This window comes from Halobacillus sp. K22 (assembly GCF_052246795.1).
Lineage (GTDB): Bacteria > Bacillota > Bacilli > Bacillales > Halobacillaceae > Halobacillus.
In genome coordinates this window covers 1-18,732 of record NZ_JBQQCN010000004.1, presented here as the reverse complement: position 1 = coordinate 18,732, position 18,732 = coordinate 1, and the positions used below count along the sequence as shown (strand labels likewise).

Genomic DNA, 18,732 nt, shown 5'->3' with positions numbered 1-18,732 from the left:
TTATTTCCCCTCCTTTTTGAAGCGTAAAATAATCCAGCGAATCATATAACTTGATGCTACAAAGATTATGATGAGTGCGATGACTATTTCCACTAACTCTGTAGGAACCCCAGCTACGGTCGGCATGTTAAGGGCCCCAATTTTAAGAGTACCAAACAAAAAGGCAGCAAGAACCACTCCAAGGGCAGTGTTCGCTCCAAGAAGAGCCACAGCGATCCCGTCAAAACCAATATTCGTAAATCCTGATTTAACAGACATGTAACCAAAGGTTCCCAGTCCTTCCATCGCGCCCGCCAGGCCCGCAAAAGCTCCCGAGATAACCATAGCAAGTACTATATTCTTCCCTACACTCATGCCCGCATAGTTTGATGCGTGCTGATTAAAACCCACTGAGCGTAATTCAAATCCTCGCGTGGTTTTATTTAGAAGAAACCACATGACTAGAGCCATGAATAATGCAATCAATAATCCCCAATGAAGGCGTGAAAAAAAAGTCAGTTCAGCCAGCCATTCAGAGGCAAGTGAAGCCGTAGGAGCGATAGAATCGGTGCGATCTTTGCCATCTGTAATAACATTTCTTACAATCTCATTAGATAAGTACAATGCAATGTAGTTCATCATAATTGTGACAATAACTTCATGAACGCCAAGTTTAGCTTTTAAAATTCCGGGAATAAACCCCCAAAAAGCACCGGCAAAAGCAGCGGCCAGAACAGCTAGTGGAAGATGGATAATCATAGGTAATTCAAAAGCTACCCCCACCCATACGGATGCCACCCAGCCGACAAAGACCTGGCCTTCGACTCCAATATTCAAGAGTCCTGTACGAAGTGCAAAGGCGACAGCGAGTCCTGAAAGAATGTAAGGCGTAACCTGTCTCAGTGTTTCTCCGAAGAAATAAGCGTCCCCAAAAGCGCCTGTCCATAAAGCAGCGTAGCCTTTCAAGGGGTTGTAACCAAAAACAAGCATAATAACAGCCCCTGATAATAATCCGAGCAGTACGGATATTATAGGAATAAGAATATTAACTGTTCGATTGGCAAACATTTAGCTCCCACCTGCTTTCTGTGGAGTATTCCCTGCCATCATAAGACCGAGATCCTGTTCATTTGTGTCTTCCGGTTTAACCTCTGAAATGATTTTTCCATCAAACATGACCGCAATTCGATCACTTAAATTCATGATCTCTTCCAGTTCAAAAGATAGCAGCAGCACGGCTCTCCCTTTATCACGTTCTTCAATCAATTTCTTATGGATGAATTCAATTGCCCCAACATCAAGCCCGCGTGTAGGCTGCGCAGCTATAATTAAATCTGGAGAACGGTCAACTTCACGTCCTATAATGGCTTTTTGCTGATTTCCGCCTGACAGCGATCTAGCTTTCGTATAGGCATTCGGGGTACGCACATCATATTCTTCAATCAATTCCTGTGCTTTTTTGTATATATTCTTAAAATTCATGACTCCTTTTTTGGAAAAAGGCTGCTGATAGTAACTCTGCAGCACCATGTTTTCACCAACCGGGAAGTCTAGTATGAGCCCAAATTTGTGACGATCCTGAGGAATATGAGAAACTCCGGACTGAGTAACCTTTCTAGGTGATAAGTTCGTAATCACTTGATCATGAAGTTTAATGCTTCCTGATTCACTTTTTCGCAAACCCGCAATTGCTTCAATTAGCTCCGATTGGCCATTCCCGTCAATACCAGCAATTCCTACAATCTCCCCTGCTTTAACTTCGAGGTTTAATCCTTTAACCATGTCCACTCCGCGCACATCTTTTACATATAAGTCCTTGATGGATAAGAAGGTTTCCTTAGGATTAGCCGGGGTTTTTTCTGTAGAGAAGCTTACTTCACGTCCAACCATCAGCGAGGCTAATTCAGTTGGATTAGTATCAGCCACATTAACGGTTCCGATTCCTTCCCCTTTTCTAATTACCGTACATCGGTCGCAGACTTCCATAATTTCCTTCAGCTTATGAGTAATGAGGATGATGGATTTTCCTTCTTTCACAAGGCTGTGCATGATCCCTATTAATTCTTTGATCTCTTGAGGGGTTAAAACGGCTGTAGGTTCATCCAGAATTAATATCTCAGCACCCCGATAAAGAGTTTTTAATATTTCTACCCGCTGCTGCATCCCAACGGAGATATCACGAACCTTAGCACTTGGATCTACATTTAAACCATATCGCTCAGAGAGCTCTTTTACTTCCTTTTCAGCTTTCTTTATATCTACAGTCCCACCCTTTTTAGGTTCACTTCCTAAAACGATATTCTCAGTTACCGTAAATGTATCAACCAGCATAAAATGCTGGTGAACCATTCCAATGCCGAGCTTATTGGCTACATTGGGATCTGTAATTTTTACTTTCTTGCCTTTTACCTTTATTTCGCCTTTTTCAGGCTGATAAAGACCAAATAAAACATTCATTAATGTGGACTTTCCTGCTCCATTTTCACCAAGCAGAGCATGGATTTCACCTTTCTCAACTTGAAGGTTAATATTATCATTAGCCACAATCCCTGGAAATTCTTTACGAATGTTAAGCATTTCAATAACGTATTCCATTTGCTGCCCTCACTCCCTTTTTGTCTAAGATGAATCCATCTAAGCTTAAGTCCCAGTCATGCTCTTTAAAAATCATCAAATGAAGAGGGCCGGGTATGATAACTCTTCATTTGATGATTTTTGTTCCATACAGTAAAAAAAGGCCGGCTTACACCAGCCTTTTTCCAGTCATCCTTATAAGGAATTCACATAAGTTTCTAATTCTTCACGAGTGCTAGGTACTTCGACATCGCCGTTGATGATTTTCTCTTTCCAATCTTCAATCGCTGTAATAATGTCGTCTGTTAAAGCTTCTTCATTTGTACGAGCCAGGCTGATGGCTTCATCGTCCAAGCCGTATTCAATAGTTTCTCCAGCTGGGAATTCTCCGTTCATAGCTTGATTAGCTACATCCTGTACGGCAATATCCACACGCTTCACCATAGAAGTAAGCGTTACGTTATTGTCTCCAATAGCGCCTTCTTCATGCTGGTCACGGTCTACACCGATTACCCATACATCTTCATCTGGGTTATTTTTCTTAAGGTCTTTGGCTTGAGCAAAAACACCATTTCCCGTGGCACCTGAAGCATGATAAATAACATCAATACCTTTTGAATACATATCTGATGCGATCAGTTTTCCATCATCAGGGGCGTCGAAAGCTTCTGCATATTGTACATCAACTGTAATATCAGCATTTACAGATTTAACACCGGCCTCAAACCCAGCTTCAAACTTGTTGATTAAGGCTCCGTCTACTCCACCTACAAATCCAACTTTATTAGACTGGGTTTTCTTTGCTGCGGCCACACCCGCAAGGAAAGATCCCTGGTGTTCTTTAAATAGGATACTTGCCACGTTGTCACCCTCTGCGCCAGAATCAACGATAGCAAAGTTTGTATCCGGATATTGTGCGGCAACCTCTTCAATAGCTGGCTGTAATAAGTATCCAATTCCATAAATTAAGTTATAATCCTGACGGACAAGACGGTTAAGGTTTGTTGTATAATCGGCATCACTTTCTGATTGCGCATAGTCGTAACCTTCACCTTTAGACATTCCATTTTCTTCGCCAAATGCTTGCAAACCTTCCCATGCAGACTGGTTGAACGATTTATCGTCTACGCCGCCTACATCAGTAACCATGGCTACTGAAAAATCTTCGTTGCCAGCGTTCTCAGAAGAGTTTTCATTGTTATTCTCACTATCTCCTCCTGAGTCCTCTGCTGAGTCTCCGCCCCCATCAGAACTACCACACGCTCCAAGAACTAAAACAATGGCTAATAATAGTGAAAAAACTAAAAGAAAACGACGATTTTTAAACAAAATAACTCCCCCTAATTTATTAAGTTTGACCCCTGAACCACATCAAAAGTGTTACTTTTCCTCTTTTTCAGCAAGCCTCACCTCCCAATATTTTCATTGGTACACACTATTGAAAACGCTTACACTCTTTTTCTTAAAACGTGGAAGCTGAATTTATCAGCTCTAAAGTAATTGGAAGACAGAAGCATTGGTTCATCATCCGCTGTATAATGCATTTGTTTCAATAACAGCAGAGCTTGTTCGGGTTCGCAATTCAAGATTGGTGAAATTTTTTCATGATAGCCAATAGGTTCGATATGGGTGACCGCATAGCTGATTGATTTACCTGTATAGGCTTCCAAAATTCCGAACATGGAGTCTGCTTCGCGAATTTGGTCAATAGGCAGAAGTCCCTCAGGAATTTTGTCAATGCAATAAACTACCGGTTCCTGATCTGCTGTTCGGACACGTTCCACTTTTGCTAAATTATGTAGATCCAGCACAGCAAAGCGTTTGCGGTCTTCTGCAGTAGCTTCCACAAGCTCAGCCGTTAAGTACTGCGTTCCAGGACTCATGCCCGACTTCGCAATCATCCCTGTTACACTATCAAGTTCCTCTATTCCAGATGTGAAAAGCGGCTTCGGATTTACAAATGTCCCTACGCCATGTCTTCTAGTCACAACTCCTTCTTCTTCCAGGAGTCGAAGTGCTTCTCTTAATGTCGCCCTTGAAACCCCAAGAGATTTGGATAGTTGAAACTCAGAAGGTAATTTCTGTTTCTCGATAAAGATACCGTTTTCAATATCTTTTTTTATCTGCTCAATCACCTGCAAGTACAGGTGACGCGTATCATGCTTTATGGACATTATCTACACCTCAAGTCTATTAAACTGCAATTGAGTGATCTGACCTCTGACGTTTGACACATCACAATTTTTAATTAATATAACACTATTCTGTAAATAAATAAATAGAGTTAGGACATTTTTCTGTTTTGTCCTAACTCTATTTATGACTTTATGACTATAGCAGCTGGTGCTGAATTTAGATCAGCTAATAAACAATTAAGAGGACTGCTCTTCTGAAACTTGCGAGACAAGTACAGACCTTGGCTTACTTCCTTCATAAGGTCCTACGATTCCATTACCCTCCATCGCATCTATTAAGCGGGCAGCCCGCGTATAACCCACCCTGAACCTGCGCTGAATCATGGATACACTGGCACTCTGCATTTCAATAACCATTTGTACCGCTTCAGGATAAAGATCATCATCTACCTCTTGCTTCACTTCATTTTCTTCCTCAGGAATCATTTCTTCCTGATATTGAGCTTTCTGTTGCTCCACGCAGAAATTGACCACTCGTTCCACTTCTTCATCTGACAGAAAAGCTCCCTGTACCCTGGTTGGCTTATTGGATCCTACCGGAGTAAAGAGCATATCCCCTCGTCCTAACAGTTTTTCAGCACCACCGGAATCTAAAATGGTTCTGGAGTCTGTTTGAGAGGACACACTGAACGCAATGCGCGAAGGAATGTTTGCCTTAATGACCCCTGTAATAACATCTACTGAAGGGCGCTGGGTTGCAATAATCAGGTGAATACCCGCCGCACGTGCCATTTGGGCAAGCCGGGTGATCGCATCTTCCACTTCATTGGAAGCAACCATCATTAAGTCTGCCAATTCATCCACTAATACCACGATATAAGGAAGCTGAGGCTGGGTGTCGTCACTTTCTTTATTGTGTTTTTTAATATATTCGTTATAACTTTCTATATTTCTGGTACCTGTATCTGAAAACAAATCATAGCGGCGTTCCATTTCTGAGACGACTTTTTTAAGAGCCCGAGATGCTTTTTTTGGATCAGTTACGACTGGAGCCAGTAAATGAGGAATACCATTGTAAACATTCAACTCAACTTTTTTTGGATCGATCATCATCATTTTTACCTCGTGAGGTTTAGCCCTCATTAAAATGCTAGTAATAATTCCATTGATACACACACTTTTACCACTGCCTGTGGCTCCAGCTACAAGCAGGTGTGGCATCTTGTTTAACTCTGACATAACTGCCTCACCGGATATATCTCTGCCCAGAGCAAAACCTAATTTCGCTTCTGTGTTGGACTTCCCTGTTTCCAAAACTTCCCTTAAGGAAACCATGGATATTTCCTGGTTAGGAACTTCAATTCCAACTGCAGACTTTCCGGGAATAGGGGCTTCAATTCGAATATCCTTGGCTGCCAGCGCAAGAGCCAGGTCATCATTTAAATTAACTATTTTACTTACTTTAACTCCTGTATCTGGATACACCTCATACTTCGTAACAGCAGGTCCCACGTGAACTTTGGTCACTTTTGCTTTTACACCGAAACTCTGAAACGTTTTCTCGAGTTTGCGAACCGTCGCCTGAATGTGGGAACGCCCCTGACTCTGAGGGCTGGAGGTCGGTTCATCTAAAAGCTCCATACTAGGCAATTGATAATCGAAATTCTCCAATTCAGCTGTAGGCATGGATTTTTCCAGACTGGGTTCCTCTCTCTCATACTCTTCTTTAGGAGATATTTGTTCGGACGAATGAGGTTCTGGCTTCTCCTCATTCGCATAAGCGTGATCTGTAAAGTCCTGGATAATCGGTTCAGCCGAATTTTCATACTCCTGAGTCTCCGGCTCATTTATTTCAAGGACCGTAGTTTCTTCTGGTTGTTTGGAAAGAGATTTTTTCTCTTTGGAATGAGTTCTGGATTCTTTTAGACGCTTCACCTGGTCCTGCATAATCTCTTTCCCTTTGTTTCCAACCACACCTACAAAGTTGCCTATCGACCATTCACTAATAAAAATGATCCCAATTAAAAATAGAAAGAACGATAGTATGGCCGCTCCGGTCCCTGAGAATAGAAAATAGGTTATGGACAAGAGGAAAGCGCCTGAAAGACCGCCGCCGATGCTATAAAAAGACAGCTCTCCCCTCATCATGCCAGTGATACGTTCCCAGGTCATAGCTAAAATTGAACCTTCACCTGCAGCAAGTTCATCGGATAGAGTTTCTAAGTGAGTGAACAATAAAAGCGAGACAAATACAATATATACTCCAATTAAACGTTTATGTAGAAAAGACGGCCAACGCCTCTTAACCATTAAGAAAATCCCGAGTATAAGAAAAAATAATGAAGCCACAAAATACCATACACCGAAGAAAAACTGCCAGATACGCTCCAGTCCACCGGGTACAGCTCCGTCGCTGATCGCTGATGCTCCGCTTCCAAACACAGAAATTAAGATAAAGAGCAATCCCACCAATTCAAACTTAACCTGCTGTTTTAATCCAGATTGTTTTTTCTTAGATTTTGAAGAAGCTTTTCTTTTTCTAGCCATTAAAATAGACACCTCCATATAAAATGTTTGTACTTTTGCGCGCTGGAGCAGCCTGTAAGTAGATATATACACATCCAATAGGTTGAGAGAATAATAGACACAGTTTGAAAAGAGAAGGATGCCGATTGTCTCTTCTAAGAAGGAGAAGAAAACATGCTCGACATCCTGACTAGCCAGTGTAACCATTATACCACAGGAAATGATTGGGTTACGAGTCCAACCATTGTCCTGGCTGTAAGGCTGGATCCATATAATGCGCTGGATCCGTAGATAAAACCTGTACAATTTGTTTTTTTCCATCACCCATATCTTGACATTTTACAGAACACTTTTTGTCCTGATTATAAACAATTTGATGTTCTTTTTCATTGGAAGGAAAAATATCGTATTCACTTAGGGGTGTATAGTGAATCATTGTACGACCTTCTTCCCGTCAACTTTGTTCTGATCGATCAATTCATTCAGTTTACTCATGGCTTCTTTAACTCCACCTACAGCATTGATAAGGCCGTGGTCTACGGCTTGTTGACCGACAACATTTGTGCCTATATCACGGGTCAGGTTTCCTTTGGCGAACATTAATTCTTTGAATTTTTCCTCGTCTACATTAGAATGTCTGGTCACAAAATTAACCACTCGATCCTGCATCTTATCCATATATTCAAACGTTTGCGGAACGCCTATGACCAGTCCGGTCATGCGAATTGGATGAATAGTCATAGTTGCAGTTTCAGCAATAAATGAATAATTCGAAGAAACGGCAATAGGAACACCAATGGAGTGCCCTCCACCGAGAACAATAGAAACAGTAGGTTTGGACAAAGAAGCAATCATTTCAGAAATTGCGAGTCCAGCTTCCACATCTCCACCTACAGTATTTAACAGTACGACTAATCCTTCAATCTTAGGATTCTGCTCAATTGCTATAAGCTGAGGAATCATATGTTCATATTTCGTTGTTTTGTTTTGAGAAGGCAGTTGAACATGACCCTCGATTTGCCCAATAATCGGGAGCACGTGAATATTGGAATCAGCAGGCTGAGGTACATTGGATTGACCAAGCTGCTGGATCTTATCCACAATGGACGATTGTCCTTTGGATTTATCCTTTTCATGTTCTTGAGGAGATTCTTTCATAAGGCAGGGCTCCTTTCGCTCTTTTCACGTAGTATGACTCAAGAAAGCTGCTATCATACATGCAAGTCACTCGAAAGAAACAGCCGTTTTCCTGCCAAAAATGAAACCGAAAAGGGACTACACTCCCTTTTCGGTTTCATAAGGCTTTACCTGCCTCAATATATGCTGTATTGTCGCATGGTCTTTATCGGATAATGGTACTAACGGTAATCGCACCCCTCCGGTATCGATTCCAATCATCTTTAAAGCTGCTTTCACCGGTGTAGGGGAGGGAGCACTAAACATCCCTTTCATCAGCGGCAGAAGTTTTCGATGAAGAGCCGCGGCTTCTTTATCCTTTCCTTCTTTATAAAGCTTAAGCATCGTCTGCATTTCATTTCCAATGATGTGGCTTGATACAGAGATAATACCATGAGCTCCAATCGCGTAAGCAGGGAGTGTAAGATTGTCATCACCGCTGTATAAGGAGAAAGAATCCTCTGTACGGGAAATGATTTCTGACATTCCATCTAAATCTCCTGTTGCTTCTTTGACAGATACTATATTTTTAATATGGGATAAGGAAACGATTGTATCAGGGGTCAGCTGCACAACGGATCTTCCTGGGACGTTATAAATCATTACGGGTAACTTAATAGCTTCTGCAATTGTCTTAAAATGTTGATACAGACCTCTTTGGTCCGGTTTATTGTAATAAGGAGCTACCAGCATTACAGCATCTACCCCTGCTTTTTCTGCACGTTTGGATAGATGAATGGAATTATCTGTACTATTGCTCCCGGACCCTGCAATTACCGGAACACGTCCATTTACCACCTTAACCACATGTTCCCAGAGTTCCACTTTTTCTTCAGGTGAAAGAGTTGGTGATTCACCAGTTGTACCAGCGATCACTAATCCATCGGTTCCATTGGCTAATAAATAGTCGATAAGTTCCGTTGTTTTCTTTAAATCCATCTTTCCATGATTATCAAAAGGGGTAACCATGGCTGTTAAGACTTTCCCGAAATTCATGATGTTCTTTCCCCTTTCACCGTTTCTACGTTGAGCTGGAAAGATTCGTGAAGCGCATTAACAGCCTGAACTAGATCCTCTTCTTTAATCAGCACCCATATCGTTGTATGGGAGTCAGCTGATTGGAGAATCTGGATACCGGAATCTGTTAGAGACTGAACGATTTTAGCCGTAACGCCAGGGAAGCCGGCGATTCCCGCTCCTACAGTAGAAACTTTAGCACACTTTTCTTTTATTTCAGGTTCGTACCCTAAATCCTCAAGAATGCTGACCGCTTTTTTTGTATAAATATGATTGATGGTATAAATGACGCCACTTGGAGAAATATTGATGAAGTCAACCGAAATGTTGGCAGCAGCCATAGACTTAAAAACATCGGATTGTAATTTTGAGGGATCTTCTTTTGAGAGAACTTTTATTTGAGTCAGCCCCATCATATGGGCAATTCCTGTTACGACACGATCGGAAATGTCTTTCCCAGCAGGAGGTTCTTTTATTCCAGTTACCAACGTTCCTGGCAGCTCTGAATAAGTTGAACGGACACGAATAGGCACCTTAGCGTACATTGCTATTTCAACTGCTCTTGGATGAATAACCTTCGCACCTTGATAGGCTAAATTACAGATTTCATTATACGTAATCACATTTAATGGTCGAGCTGATGTAACCACTCGTGGGTCCGCCGTCATGATTCCTTCTACGTCTGTAAAAATATCAATGAACTCAGCTGATAATGCCGCTCCGAGTGCTGCAGCGGATGTGTCACTGCCTCCTCGGCCAATCGTAGTCGTTTCACCTTTTTCCGTCTGCCCCTGAAAACCAGCTACTACTACCACGTCATGAGTTTCAAGCTCTTTATAGATTCTTGCCGGATTCATCCGAATAATTTTAGCTCTTGTAAAATCGTCATTCGTTAAAAATCCAGCCTGTGCTCCTGTTAAAGAAACAGTTGAAACCCCTTCCCTCGTTAACTCATGGGTAAAAACAATGGAGGAGATGGTCTCCCCGCAAGACATAAGAAGATCCTGTTCTCGTTCTGACACCAACGTATCTGGATAATTAATTAAACCTAAGATCGTATCGGTCGCATAGGGGCTTCCTTTCCTTCCCATTGCCGACACGGTAACCACTACTTTATACCCTTCATGAAGGGCTTTTTTGACATGAGTGATTGCCCGGGATCTGCTTTCCCGATCCCGGACCGATGTTCCTCCAAATTTTTGTACAAGCAGCTTCATTCGGCCACCTCAACTCATAAAAAGTTTACAGCCATTGATTAGCAACTATTCGCTCTGCAATTTGAACTGAATTCCATGCGGCCCCTTTTAAGAGGTTATCGGAGACCACCCATAAATGGAATCCGCGGTCTTCATCCAAATCTTTACGGATGCGTCCAACAAATACATCCTTTTTTTCAGCCGAACTTAATGGAGTAGGATAGGTTTGTGTAGCAGGATCATCCTGCAGAACAATACCTGGAGCTTCCGCTAATAGACGCTGGATTTCTTCCACTGATACACCGTCTTGTTCAACCTCAATATACACACTTTCCGCATGAGATGTAAAAATCGGTAAACGAACGCATGTGGCTGCAACAGATAACTCTGGCATATGCATAATTTTCTTGGTTTCATTAATCATTTTCATTTCTTCAAATGTATATCCATTATCTTGAAAAACATCAATTTGCGGCAGGGCGTTAAAGGCAATTGGGTAATGCTTTTCATCTCCTTTAACAGGAAGCAGATTAGCTTCAAGGTCCTCTCCGTTCAAAAACGCCTGAGATTGTTCTCTCAGTTCATCTGCAGCTTCATTCCCAGCACCTGAAACGGCCTGATAGGTGGAAACGATTACTCGATTTATTCCTAATGATTTTCTGATCGGTTCAAGGGCTGCTACCATTTGAATCGTGGAACAGTTCGGATTGGCTATGATACCTTTGTGATTTTTAATATCTGCTTCATTCACCTCTGGTACGACAAGAGGTACGTCTTCAGCCATACGGTATGCACTAGTATTATCGATGACAACAGCGCCTTTTTTCACGGCTTCTGGAGCTAGTTTTTTTGAAACGGATCCACCAGCAGAAAATAATGCAATGTCTATATCTGTGAAACTTTCAGGAGAAGCTTCTTCTACTACGTACTCTTTTCCTTTAAATGTCGTCTTCAGACCGGCTGAACGACTGGAGGATAAAAGTTTTAATTGATTAATTGGAAAGTTTCGATCTTCAAGTGTTTCAAGCATCTTTTGACCGACAGCTCCTGTAGCACCTACTACAGCAACGTTATATGTGTTGGATTGGCTCATAATTAGTAACCCCTTTTCTTTATTTATTGTTAGAATAGTTGAATTTGTCACTATTTTTGTTATTTTATCATATTACCACAGCCAGTTGGTCCTTAACAGGAAATTTACTCTTTATAACGTTCAATTAAAACAGGCTGAAGCTGTTTCCCTTCAATCGCTTTCTCAATCGTCTTCGGAATAAGCGTCATGTCAGCTACCAAAGAATTCGGTTTCTTGTATGGATGATCCTGACCAAGCGGTACAAAATAAATATTCTTCGTGGCCATCAGCCTCATCACATTTACACCATTTAACCCCAGCGCATCATTTGTTGAAATGGCTAAAACTACTGGATTTTCATTTCTAAGAGTAGCTTTTGCAGCCATTAAAACTGGAGAATCCGTCAGTGCATTAGCAAACTTACTGGTGGAATTCCCCGTCATAGGGGCAATTACCATACAGTCCAGTGGACGTTTAGGCCCCAGGGGTTCAGCATCCGGAATGGTCATGATCGGTTTCTCCCCCGTAATCTTCTCAATGGTCTTCAAGTGATCGGCAGCATCCCCAAAACGAGTATCCGTTTTTTGCACGGTATAAGATAAGATCGGAACTACAATCGCTCCCATATTTACAAGTTCCCGCATAACAGGAAACACTTCATGATAGGTACAATGAGAACCGGTAAGACCAAATCCTATTGTTTTTCCTTTTAAACTATGCGTCATGATCGATCTCCTTCCTAATATTCTTACTTAATAAGCGATAGACAACATCAGCAATGATCTGCCCCGCTGTTTTTGGCGCTACAATACCGGGGAGACCCGGAGCAAGAATAGCCTTAATCCCCCTTTTATCTGCGTAGCCGAAGTCTGTTCCTCCTGGCTTAGAAGCAAGGTCTAGAATTAATGCATGTGAGGGAAGCTGTTTAATCATGGAAGAGTCAACCACAAGCTGAGGAACAGTATTCAAAAGTATATCGCATTCCAGGTCAGCGTCCTCAAGGTTTGTCATGTCAATTGGAGTCAATCCCATTTCATATACTCTTGCAGCACTCTTAGAAGATCTTACCCCCACAGACACCTCTGCTCCAAGATGATCAAATGTCCTGGCGAGCCCCATCCCTACGCGCCCTAATCCAAGAACGATTACTTTTGATCCATGAATCGTAAAATCCGTATGCTGGATTACCAGCATAAGCGTCCCTTCCACAGTGGGTATGGAATTAAATATGGCAACATCGTCACGATCCATCAAAGGAATAAGAGATCGGTTTACACGTTTGGTTAAATCATTTAAATAATTATTTGAAATCCCTGTAAAGATCAAGCAATGTTCAGGGGTCTTTTTAAGCCAATCTTCCGTTATTGATATCAGACGGTTAGAAAAAATTCCGTCCACGTTCCCGTCTTCATCCATTCCTGGAATAGGAAGGATAATCGCATCCAATTGTTTTACCTGATCACTGTCAAAGTCAAGGTCGATGGCCTCAGTAAAACTTTCATTCAACTGATTGAAGCCGGCTATATAAACAGTTGCACCCCAACCATTCAGTCTTCGAATGATTTCGATCTGCCGGGCATCGCCCCCTATAACCGCTACATGAAATCCTGTCAGCATGCCGGATGTCTCCTTTTTCTATGATCTAATCTCCTTGTATCCTATGCCGTACCAGACAGTTAGTGAAAGCAAATGAACGGGTCCCATTCAAAGAAATAAAAATTCATTAAAAAACCATCTTATGGATTCCATAGGATGGTTTCTTTAAACTTCTATTTTTTCTTTCTGTTACATCAATAGGTTAATTTATCCCTTATCTTGAAATGATCCCAACATGAAGATCGTTCAGGTTTTGGGGTTCGCCTGCTCTCCTTTTTATCCGTCCTGATTTACATTAAGAACTAAGGGGAAGTGAAATAAGCCTCACATTGGAGCTTGAATGAAATATAAACCCTATAATTAATCTGAACTATTTTTTAGTAAAATCGTATCTTCTCCTATGGTCTGAATCTGTTCCCAGTCTATGATTAATTCTTTTCTTGCAGGTCCAATCCCTGTCATTCCATTGTTTTGAATAACGATAGATTCAATTTTTCCTGTACTTGGCTCAAATATGACATCAGCTCTGCCGAGCACACCGAGTTTCTGGCCATTTTCCACATCAATTACTTCCTTTTTAGCTAGTGATTTTAACCTCATTATGGTCCACCCTTTCCTTAACGTTCTTCACTGAGCAGCGTTGGAAGAGAACCGATCCGATAATTTTCTTTTTTAATCGACTGAATAAGCTCCGGCAGACTGCCGGCTGTAACTTCTGTAGGATGCATTAGAATGGTAGCTCCGTTATGAATGCGTCCCATCACTCGGTTCATCAGTACGTCTTGAGTCGGCTTTTTCCAGTCCACCGTATCCACAGTCCATAGCACGGTTTCCATTCCCATCTCGTGAGCTGCTTCGACCGCAGCCATGTTATAACTCCCTGATGGAGGCGCAAAGTATTTAACCTGAGTCTTTGTCAGAGCGAATAACCATTCATTTGCTTGTTCCAGATTTTTTCTGGCTTCCTCCTTCGACATCCGCCCCATATCTTTATGGTTATAACCATGAGTACCGATGGTGTGCCCTTCCTCTTCAATCATCTGAACCAGTTCGTTAAATTTTTGTGCAAACGCTCCGTCAATAAAGAACGTTGCTTTTACCTGATGTTCATTGAAGGTTTCTATCATATCAGGAATGTATTCTTCTCCCCAGGATACATTGATTAAAAACGCAACCATCGGCTTTTCTGGATGCCCTCTGTAAATAGGAGAAGGAGGAAGATCACTAAGGGAAACTTTAGGCTTAATCAGTTTAAATACGAGCAGTTTCGGGTCAAACTTACCTTTTTCCTTCATCTTTAAATAAGAGGCTTCTACATCAACAGAGCGTCCGATAATTCCAGGTGTTTTTTTCCACACAGAATCAATCCGTGCATCTTCAGCTTTCCATTCATAATTAACTTTTTTCTTCTCAATCTCCTGATATAGAGCATCACTACCTGAAACCGGAGCTTCCGGTAGACCAACTGTCAGGTAGGCCAGTCCAACTCCTACAGTAAAAAAAATCACCATAAAAAAAAGTCCAACTTTTCTTACTTTCATACAATCCACTCCTAAAAAAGTGTATGAAAGTAAAAAACTAGTTAGACCCTTACACGAAAAAAAGAAACTGGCAGGCCAGCATCTTTATTTCATTTAAGTTGAAGCTACTGTTCTGTATTAGCTTCCTGTTTTTTCTTCTCTTCTACGAGAATAGCTTTACGGGAAAGATTGATTCGTCCCTGATTGTCAATTTCTTTGACTTTCACCTTAATAGTATCCCCAATAGATACAACGTCCTCAACTTTACCGATACGTTCTTCAGCCATTTCAGAAATGTGTACAAGACCTTCTTTTCCTTTGAATAACTCAACAAAGGCTCCGAATTTCTCAATACGTTTCACTTTACCATCGTAAACTTCCCCTGCTTCTACTTCGCGCACGATGTCTTCAATTATCTTTTGAGCGTTAGCATTCATGTCAGCATCCGTAGAAGAAATAAAGACGGTTCCATCTTGTTCAATGTCGATTTTAACGCCAGTATCATCGATGATTTGATTAATTTGTTTCCCGCTTGGTCCAATAACATCACGGATTTTATCAGGATTAATCTTCATGGTCATAATCTTCGGAGCGTACTGGGAAAGTCCGCTTCGGGTTTCTGGAAGTGTTTCAAGCATATGACCCAAAATTTCCATACGGCCTTTTTTAGCTTGATCTAGTGCTTCTTCAAGAATTTCTCGGGATAACCCTTCGATTTTTATATCCATTTGAAGAGCAGTTACACCTGTTTCAGTTCCTGCTACTTTAAAGTCCATGTCTCCAAGGGCATCTTCCATTCCCTGAATATCAGTCAGTATCGTATAATCATCGCCTGATTTCACGAGCCCCATTGCAATTCCGGCGACTGGAGCTTTAATAGGTACACCAGCATCCATCATGGCCAATGTACTCGCGCAAATACTTGCCTGAGAAGTAGAACCATTGGATTCCAGAACTTCTGATACAAGACGAATCGTGTAAGGAAATTCAGTTTCTGATGGAATCACTACTTCGAGAGCACGCTCCCCTAATGCGCCATGTCCAATTTCCCGTCTGCCAGGTCCACGTATTGGCCCAGTTTCTCCGACTGAGAATTTCGGGAAATTGTAGTGGTGCATGAAACGTTTAGATTCTTCCAAGTCCAGTCCATCTAAAATTTGAACATCGCCTAAGGCACCTAATGTACAAACACTAAGAGCTTGGGTTTGTCCTCTTGTAAACAACCCTGAACCATGCGTCCGCGGAAGTAGACCTACACGAGAAGTTAAGGAACGGATTTCATCTACACCTCTTCCGTCTGGTCGAACTTTATCTTTCGTAATCAAACGGCGCACTTCGGTCTTAACGATATTTTCTAGAATAGCTCCAACTTGTTTGATCGTTTCCTCATCTGCTTCTTGTTCTTCATATGAAGCAATCACGTCATTTTTAGCTTGCTCAATCGCATCTTCTCTTGCTTTTTTCTCTTCTGTTTTAATGGCAGAAACGATGGAAGTTGTAGCTTCTTCTTCAACTTTTTGTTTCAGTTCTGCTTCAAGATCGAACAACTGTACTTCCATTTTCTCACGGCCGACAGCCGCGATGATTTCTTCCTGGAATGCAACCAGACGTTTAATCTCTTCGTGCCCAAACATAATTGCTTCTAACATGTCTGCTTCCGGAACTTCCTCAGCTCCAGCTTCTACCATGTTGATCGCATCTTTCGTTCCGGCTACTGTTAAATCAATATCACTTTTCTCTTGCTCTTCTACAGTTGGATTAATCACGAATTCACCGTTTACCCGTCCAACAATTACGCCGGCGATAGGCCCCTCAAAAGGAATGTTGGATATGCCAAGGGAAATAGAGGAACCCAGCATCGCTGCCATTTCTGATGAGCAATTTTGATCCACACTCATCACAGAACTTATAACTTGAACATCATTACGGAATCCTTCAGGAAAAAGAGGTCGGATTGGGCGGTCGATCAGGCGGGAAGCCAGGACTGCTTTATCACTAGGACGGCCTTCTCGCTTAATGAAACCTCCAGGAATTTTACCTACTGCGTATAAACGCTCTTCATAATTAATTGTTAAAGGGAAAAATGGAAGGTCCTTCGGTTCTTTGGACCCCGTTGCTGTAGAAAGAACGGTTGTATCTCCATAATGGATAAGTGCAGCACCATTAGCTTGTTTTGCTAATTCGCCTACTTCTACAGAAAAAGTACGGCCGGCCACATCAATTGAAAACACTTGCTTTTCATCTGCCATATAAAACTTAACTCCTCTCAAAATAACTCATTAGTACAATTAAGGGTTTAATCTCAGTTTACACCCTTATGTATGTAAACATACAGAAAAAGCGGGAATACTCCCGCTTTTTCTACCATCATTAACGACGCAAGCCAAGACTTTTAATTAAATCACGGTAACGTGTAATGTCATTATTACGCAGGTAGTTCAATAGGTTACGGCGTCTACCTACCATTTTAAGCAAGCCACGACGAGAGTGGTGGTCCTGCTTGTGAGTACGCAAATGCTCATTCAATGCATTAATCTTAGCTGTAAGTACAGCAATTTGTACTTCAGAAGATCCAGTGTCAGTGTCATGAGTCTTGTACTCATTGATTAGTTCCTGTTTACGTTCTTGTGTGATAGCCATTATAGCTACACCTCCTGTAAAAATTTAAAATTCCCTTTCCCCGAGCGGACGTCGGAGTTACGTGCCGCCAAGCGAAGGTTCCATAGTAAAGATTACAATTTTTGAAGACAAAATGCAAGGATAACCTTTAACCTATGCGAAAAAAATGCCGGATATCCGCTTTATCTTTTTCCCTTTGACTACTGAGTTCACTCATCTGACCAGAGAGGTTTTCTTCTCTGATCAATTGATGAAAATAAACGATAAACTCTGCAGGGAGTTCAGAGTGTGGAGCTTCAAGAAAATGAAGAAATAGCTTTCGGTTCGTTTTTTCATTTCCAGTAAGCTCACTGTTCTTTAGAACCGCCATTCCTTTATAGTGCCTTTGTTGATACGAGATCATTACAGCGTAAACGCCAGAATGAGGAAGATAATAAGAAGGGCTCACATCGATGGTAAAACACTTCTCCGAGCTCTTTTCACTGATTTCTCCTCGCACCGCGAACTTTCGCCCTAAAAGCTTTTGAACCTCAGAAACCCTTCCTTCATCAAGTAAGGCACGAATTCTTGTAGAACTAACTTTATCCTCGTCCTGGGCAACTTTCTTAACGACAGTATGAGTGAATCTCCCTTTAGCATGTTCAGGAAGTGTTTTCATGGAGCCCTTCCCCTTGTGCCCATAACTGAAGTCATATCCTGCTACGACATGCTCTACTTTTAAACTAGCAAAATATTCATCTACAAATGCTTGAGGAGATAAAGCAGCCAGGTCAGTATCAAAATGAATGACGAATAAATAATCTACTCCCATATTCTCAAGAATTTCCTGTTTTTCTTTAAGGGGAGTAATGTAGTGCGCATGCTGCTTTTCCTTTTTTAAAACTACAGAAGGATGAGGGTCAAAAGTCATTACGGCACTTTTCAAGTTCCATTCCTGAGCTTTCTCTATAGCCGTGCTGATCACTTGCTGATGACCTTTATGAACCCCGTCAAAGAAACCTACAGCTGTTACGTTTGGTTTCAAGTCTACTGAGGCCGATGACGATTGCGACAGACGAAACGTTTTCAATTCACTCACCTGCTTTATTACTTTTTATTAGATCCTGTTAATCCCCCGCTTCAATCTTACAAAAAAGCTCCCTTTTCTGGAAGACTCAGTTTCGAGACAATTGGGCCCGTTGCTCTAGATAGAAAGGGGTTGGTGGGGAAATAACTCGTCTTGTTCCATCACCCAGACACTCGAGACATAAGCCGCTCATCAACGGATGGAAAAAGCACAATCCTTTTGATGGTCGGCTTATGCTGGTCGTGTCTATCGGGGT

At 41.7% G+C, this 18,732-nt stretch carries 17 protein-coding genes; all 17 read right to left on the bottom strand.

Annotated elements, in window-relative coordinates; all coding sequences use genetic code 11:
• Positions 1 to 1,047 (bottom strand): ABC transporter permease, encoded by a 1,047-nt coding sequence (locus ACTWPM_RS04485; protein WP_443131877.1) that lies wholly within the window; start codon positions 1,045 to 1,047, stop codon positions 1 to 3.
• A complete protein-coding gene (locus ACTWPM_RS04480; RefSeq protein WP_443131876.1) occupies positions 1,048 to 2,574 on the bottom strand; it encodes an ABC transporter ATP-binding protein in 1,527 nt (508 codons plus the stop codon).
• A gap of 174 nt (positions 2,575 to 2,748) precedes the next feature.
• Positions 2,749 to 3,882, bottom strand: a complete 1,134-nt coding sequence (locus tag ACTWPM_RS04475) for a BMP family lipoprotein (RefSeq protein ID WP_443131875.1) — start codon at positions 3,880 to 3,882, stop codon at positions 2,749 to 2,751.
• A gap of 119 nt (positions 3,883 to 4,001) precedes the next feature.
• The gene (locus ACTWPM_RS04470; protein WP_443131874.1) at positions 4,002 to 4,727 is read right to left on the bottom strand and encodes a GntR family transcriptional regulator; all 726 of its coding nucleotides are present in this window, start codon (positions 4,725 to 4,727) and stop codon (positions 4,002 to 4,004) included.
• A gap of 198 nt (positions 4,728 to 4,925) precedes the next feature.
• Positions 4,926 to 7,235 (bottom strand): DNA translocase FtsK, encoded by a 2,310-nt coding sequence (locus ACTWPM_RS04465; protein ID WP_443131873.1) that lies wholly within the window; start codon positions 7,233 to 7,235, stop codon positions 4,926 to 4,928.
• 208 nt (positions 7,236 to 7,443) lie between these two features.
• Entirely contained in the window at positions 7,444 to 7,650 is a 207-nt protein-coding gene (locus ACTWPM_RS04460; protein ID WP_443131872.1) for a YlzJ-like family protein, read from the bottom strand.
• Positions 7,647 to 8,372, bottom strand: coding sequence for a ClpP family protease (locus ACTWPM_RS04455; RefSeq protein WP_443131871.1), 726 nt, complete (start codon positions 8,370 to 8,372; stop codon positions 7,647 to 7,649). Before ACTWPM_RS04455 ends, ACTWPM_RS04460 begins: the two co-directional genes overlap by 4 nt.
• 117 nt (positions 8,373 to 8,489) lie before the next feature.
• Entirely contained in the window at positions 8,490 to 9,389 is a 900-nt protein-coding gene (gene dapA, locus ACTWPM_RS04450; protein WP_443132030.1) for a 4-hydroxy-tetrahydrodipicolinate synthase, read from the bottom strand.
• Positions 9,383 to 10,624, bottom strand: coding sequence for an aspartate kinase (dapG, locus tag ACTWPM_RS04445; protein ID WP_443131870.1), 1,242 nt, complete (start codon positions 10,622 to 10,624; stop codon positions 9,383 to 9,385). Before dapG ends, dapA begins: the two co-directional genes overlap by 7 nt.
• 25 nt (positions 10,625 to 10,649) lie before the next feature.
• Complete coding sequence (gene asd / locus ACTWPM_RS04440) at positions 10,650 to 11,696, bottom strand: aspartate-semialdehyde dehydrogenase (RefSeq protein ID WP_443131869.1); 1,047 nt, start codon at positions 11,694 to 11,696, stop codon at positions 10,650 to 10,652.
• Between the two features lie 104 nt (positions 11,697 to 11,800).
• The gene (locus ACTWPM_RS04435; RefSeq protein WP_443131868.1) at positions 11,801 to 12,400 is read right to left on the bottom strand and encodes a dipicolinate synthase subunit B; all 600 of its coding nucleotides are present in this window, start codon (positions 12,398 to 12,400) and stop codon (positions 11,801 to 11,803) included.
• Complete coding sequence (gene dpaA / locus ACTWPM_RS04430; protein WP_443131867.1) at positions 12,390 to 13,292, bottom strand: dipicolinic acid synthetase subunit A; 903 nt, start codon at positions 13,290 to 13,292, stop codon at positions 12,390 to 12,392. Before dpaA ends, ACTWPM_RS04435 begins: the two co-directional genes overlap by 11 nt.
• A 339-nt stretch (positions 13,293 to 13,631) precedes the next feature.
• A complete protein-coding gene (locus ACTWPM_RS04425) occupies positions 13,632 to 13,871 on the bottom strand; it encodes a YlmC/YmxH family sporulation protein (RefSeq protein WP_443131866.1) in 240 nt (79 codons plus the stop codon).
• A 17-nt stretch (positions 13,872 to 13,888) separates the two neighbouring features.
• Entirely contained in the window at positions 13,889 to 14,812 is a 924-nt protein-coding gene (locus ACTWPM_RS04420; RefSeq protein WP_443131865.1) for a polysaccharide deacetylase family protein, read from the bottom strand.
• A 104-nt stretch (positions 14,813 to 14,916) separates the two neighbouring features.
• On the bottom strand, positions 14,917 to 17,040 hold the full coding sequence (gene pnp / locus ACTWPM_RS04415) for a polyribonucleotide nucleotidyltransferase (RefSeq protein WP_443131864.1): 2,124 nt from the start codon (positions 17,038 to 17,040) through the stop codon (positions 14,917 to 14,919).
• Positions 17,041 to 17,161: 121 nt separating this feature from the next.
• Positions 17,162 to 17,431: a 30S ribosomal protein S15 gene (rpsO, locus tag ACTWPM_RS04410; RefSeq protein ID WP_443131863.1), complete on the bottom strand. Its 270-nt coding sequence runs from the start codon at positions 17,429 to 17,431 to the stop codon at positions 17,162 to 17,164.
• 127 nt (positions 17,432 to 17,558) lie between these two features.
• Positions 17,559 to 18,479 carry a riboflavin kinase gene (locus ACTWPM_RS04405; protein WP_443131862.1) on the bottom strand — a complete coding sequence of 307 codons (921 nt, stop codon included), beginning with the start codon at positions 18,477 to 18,479 and terminating at the stop codon, positions 17,559 to 17,561.
• Positions 18,480 to 18,732: the final 253 nt, after the last annotated feature.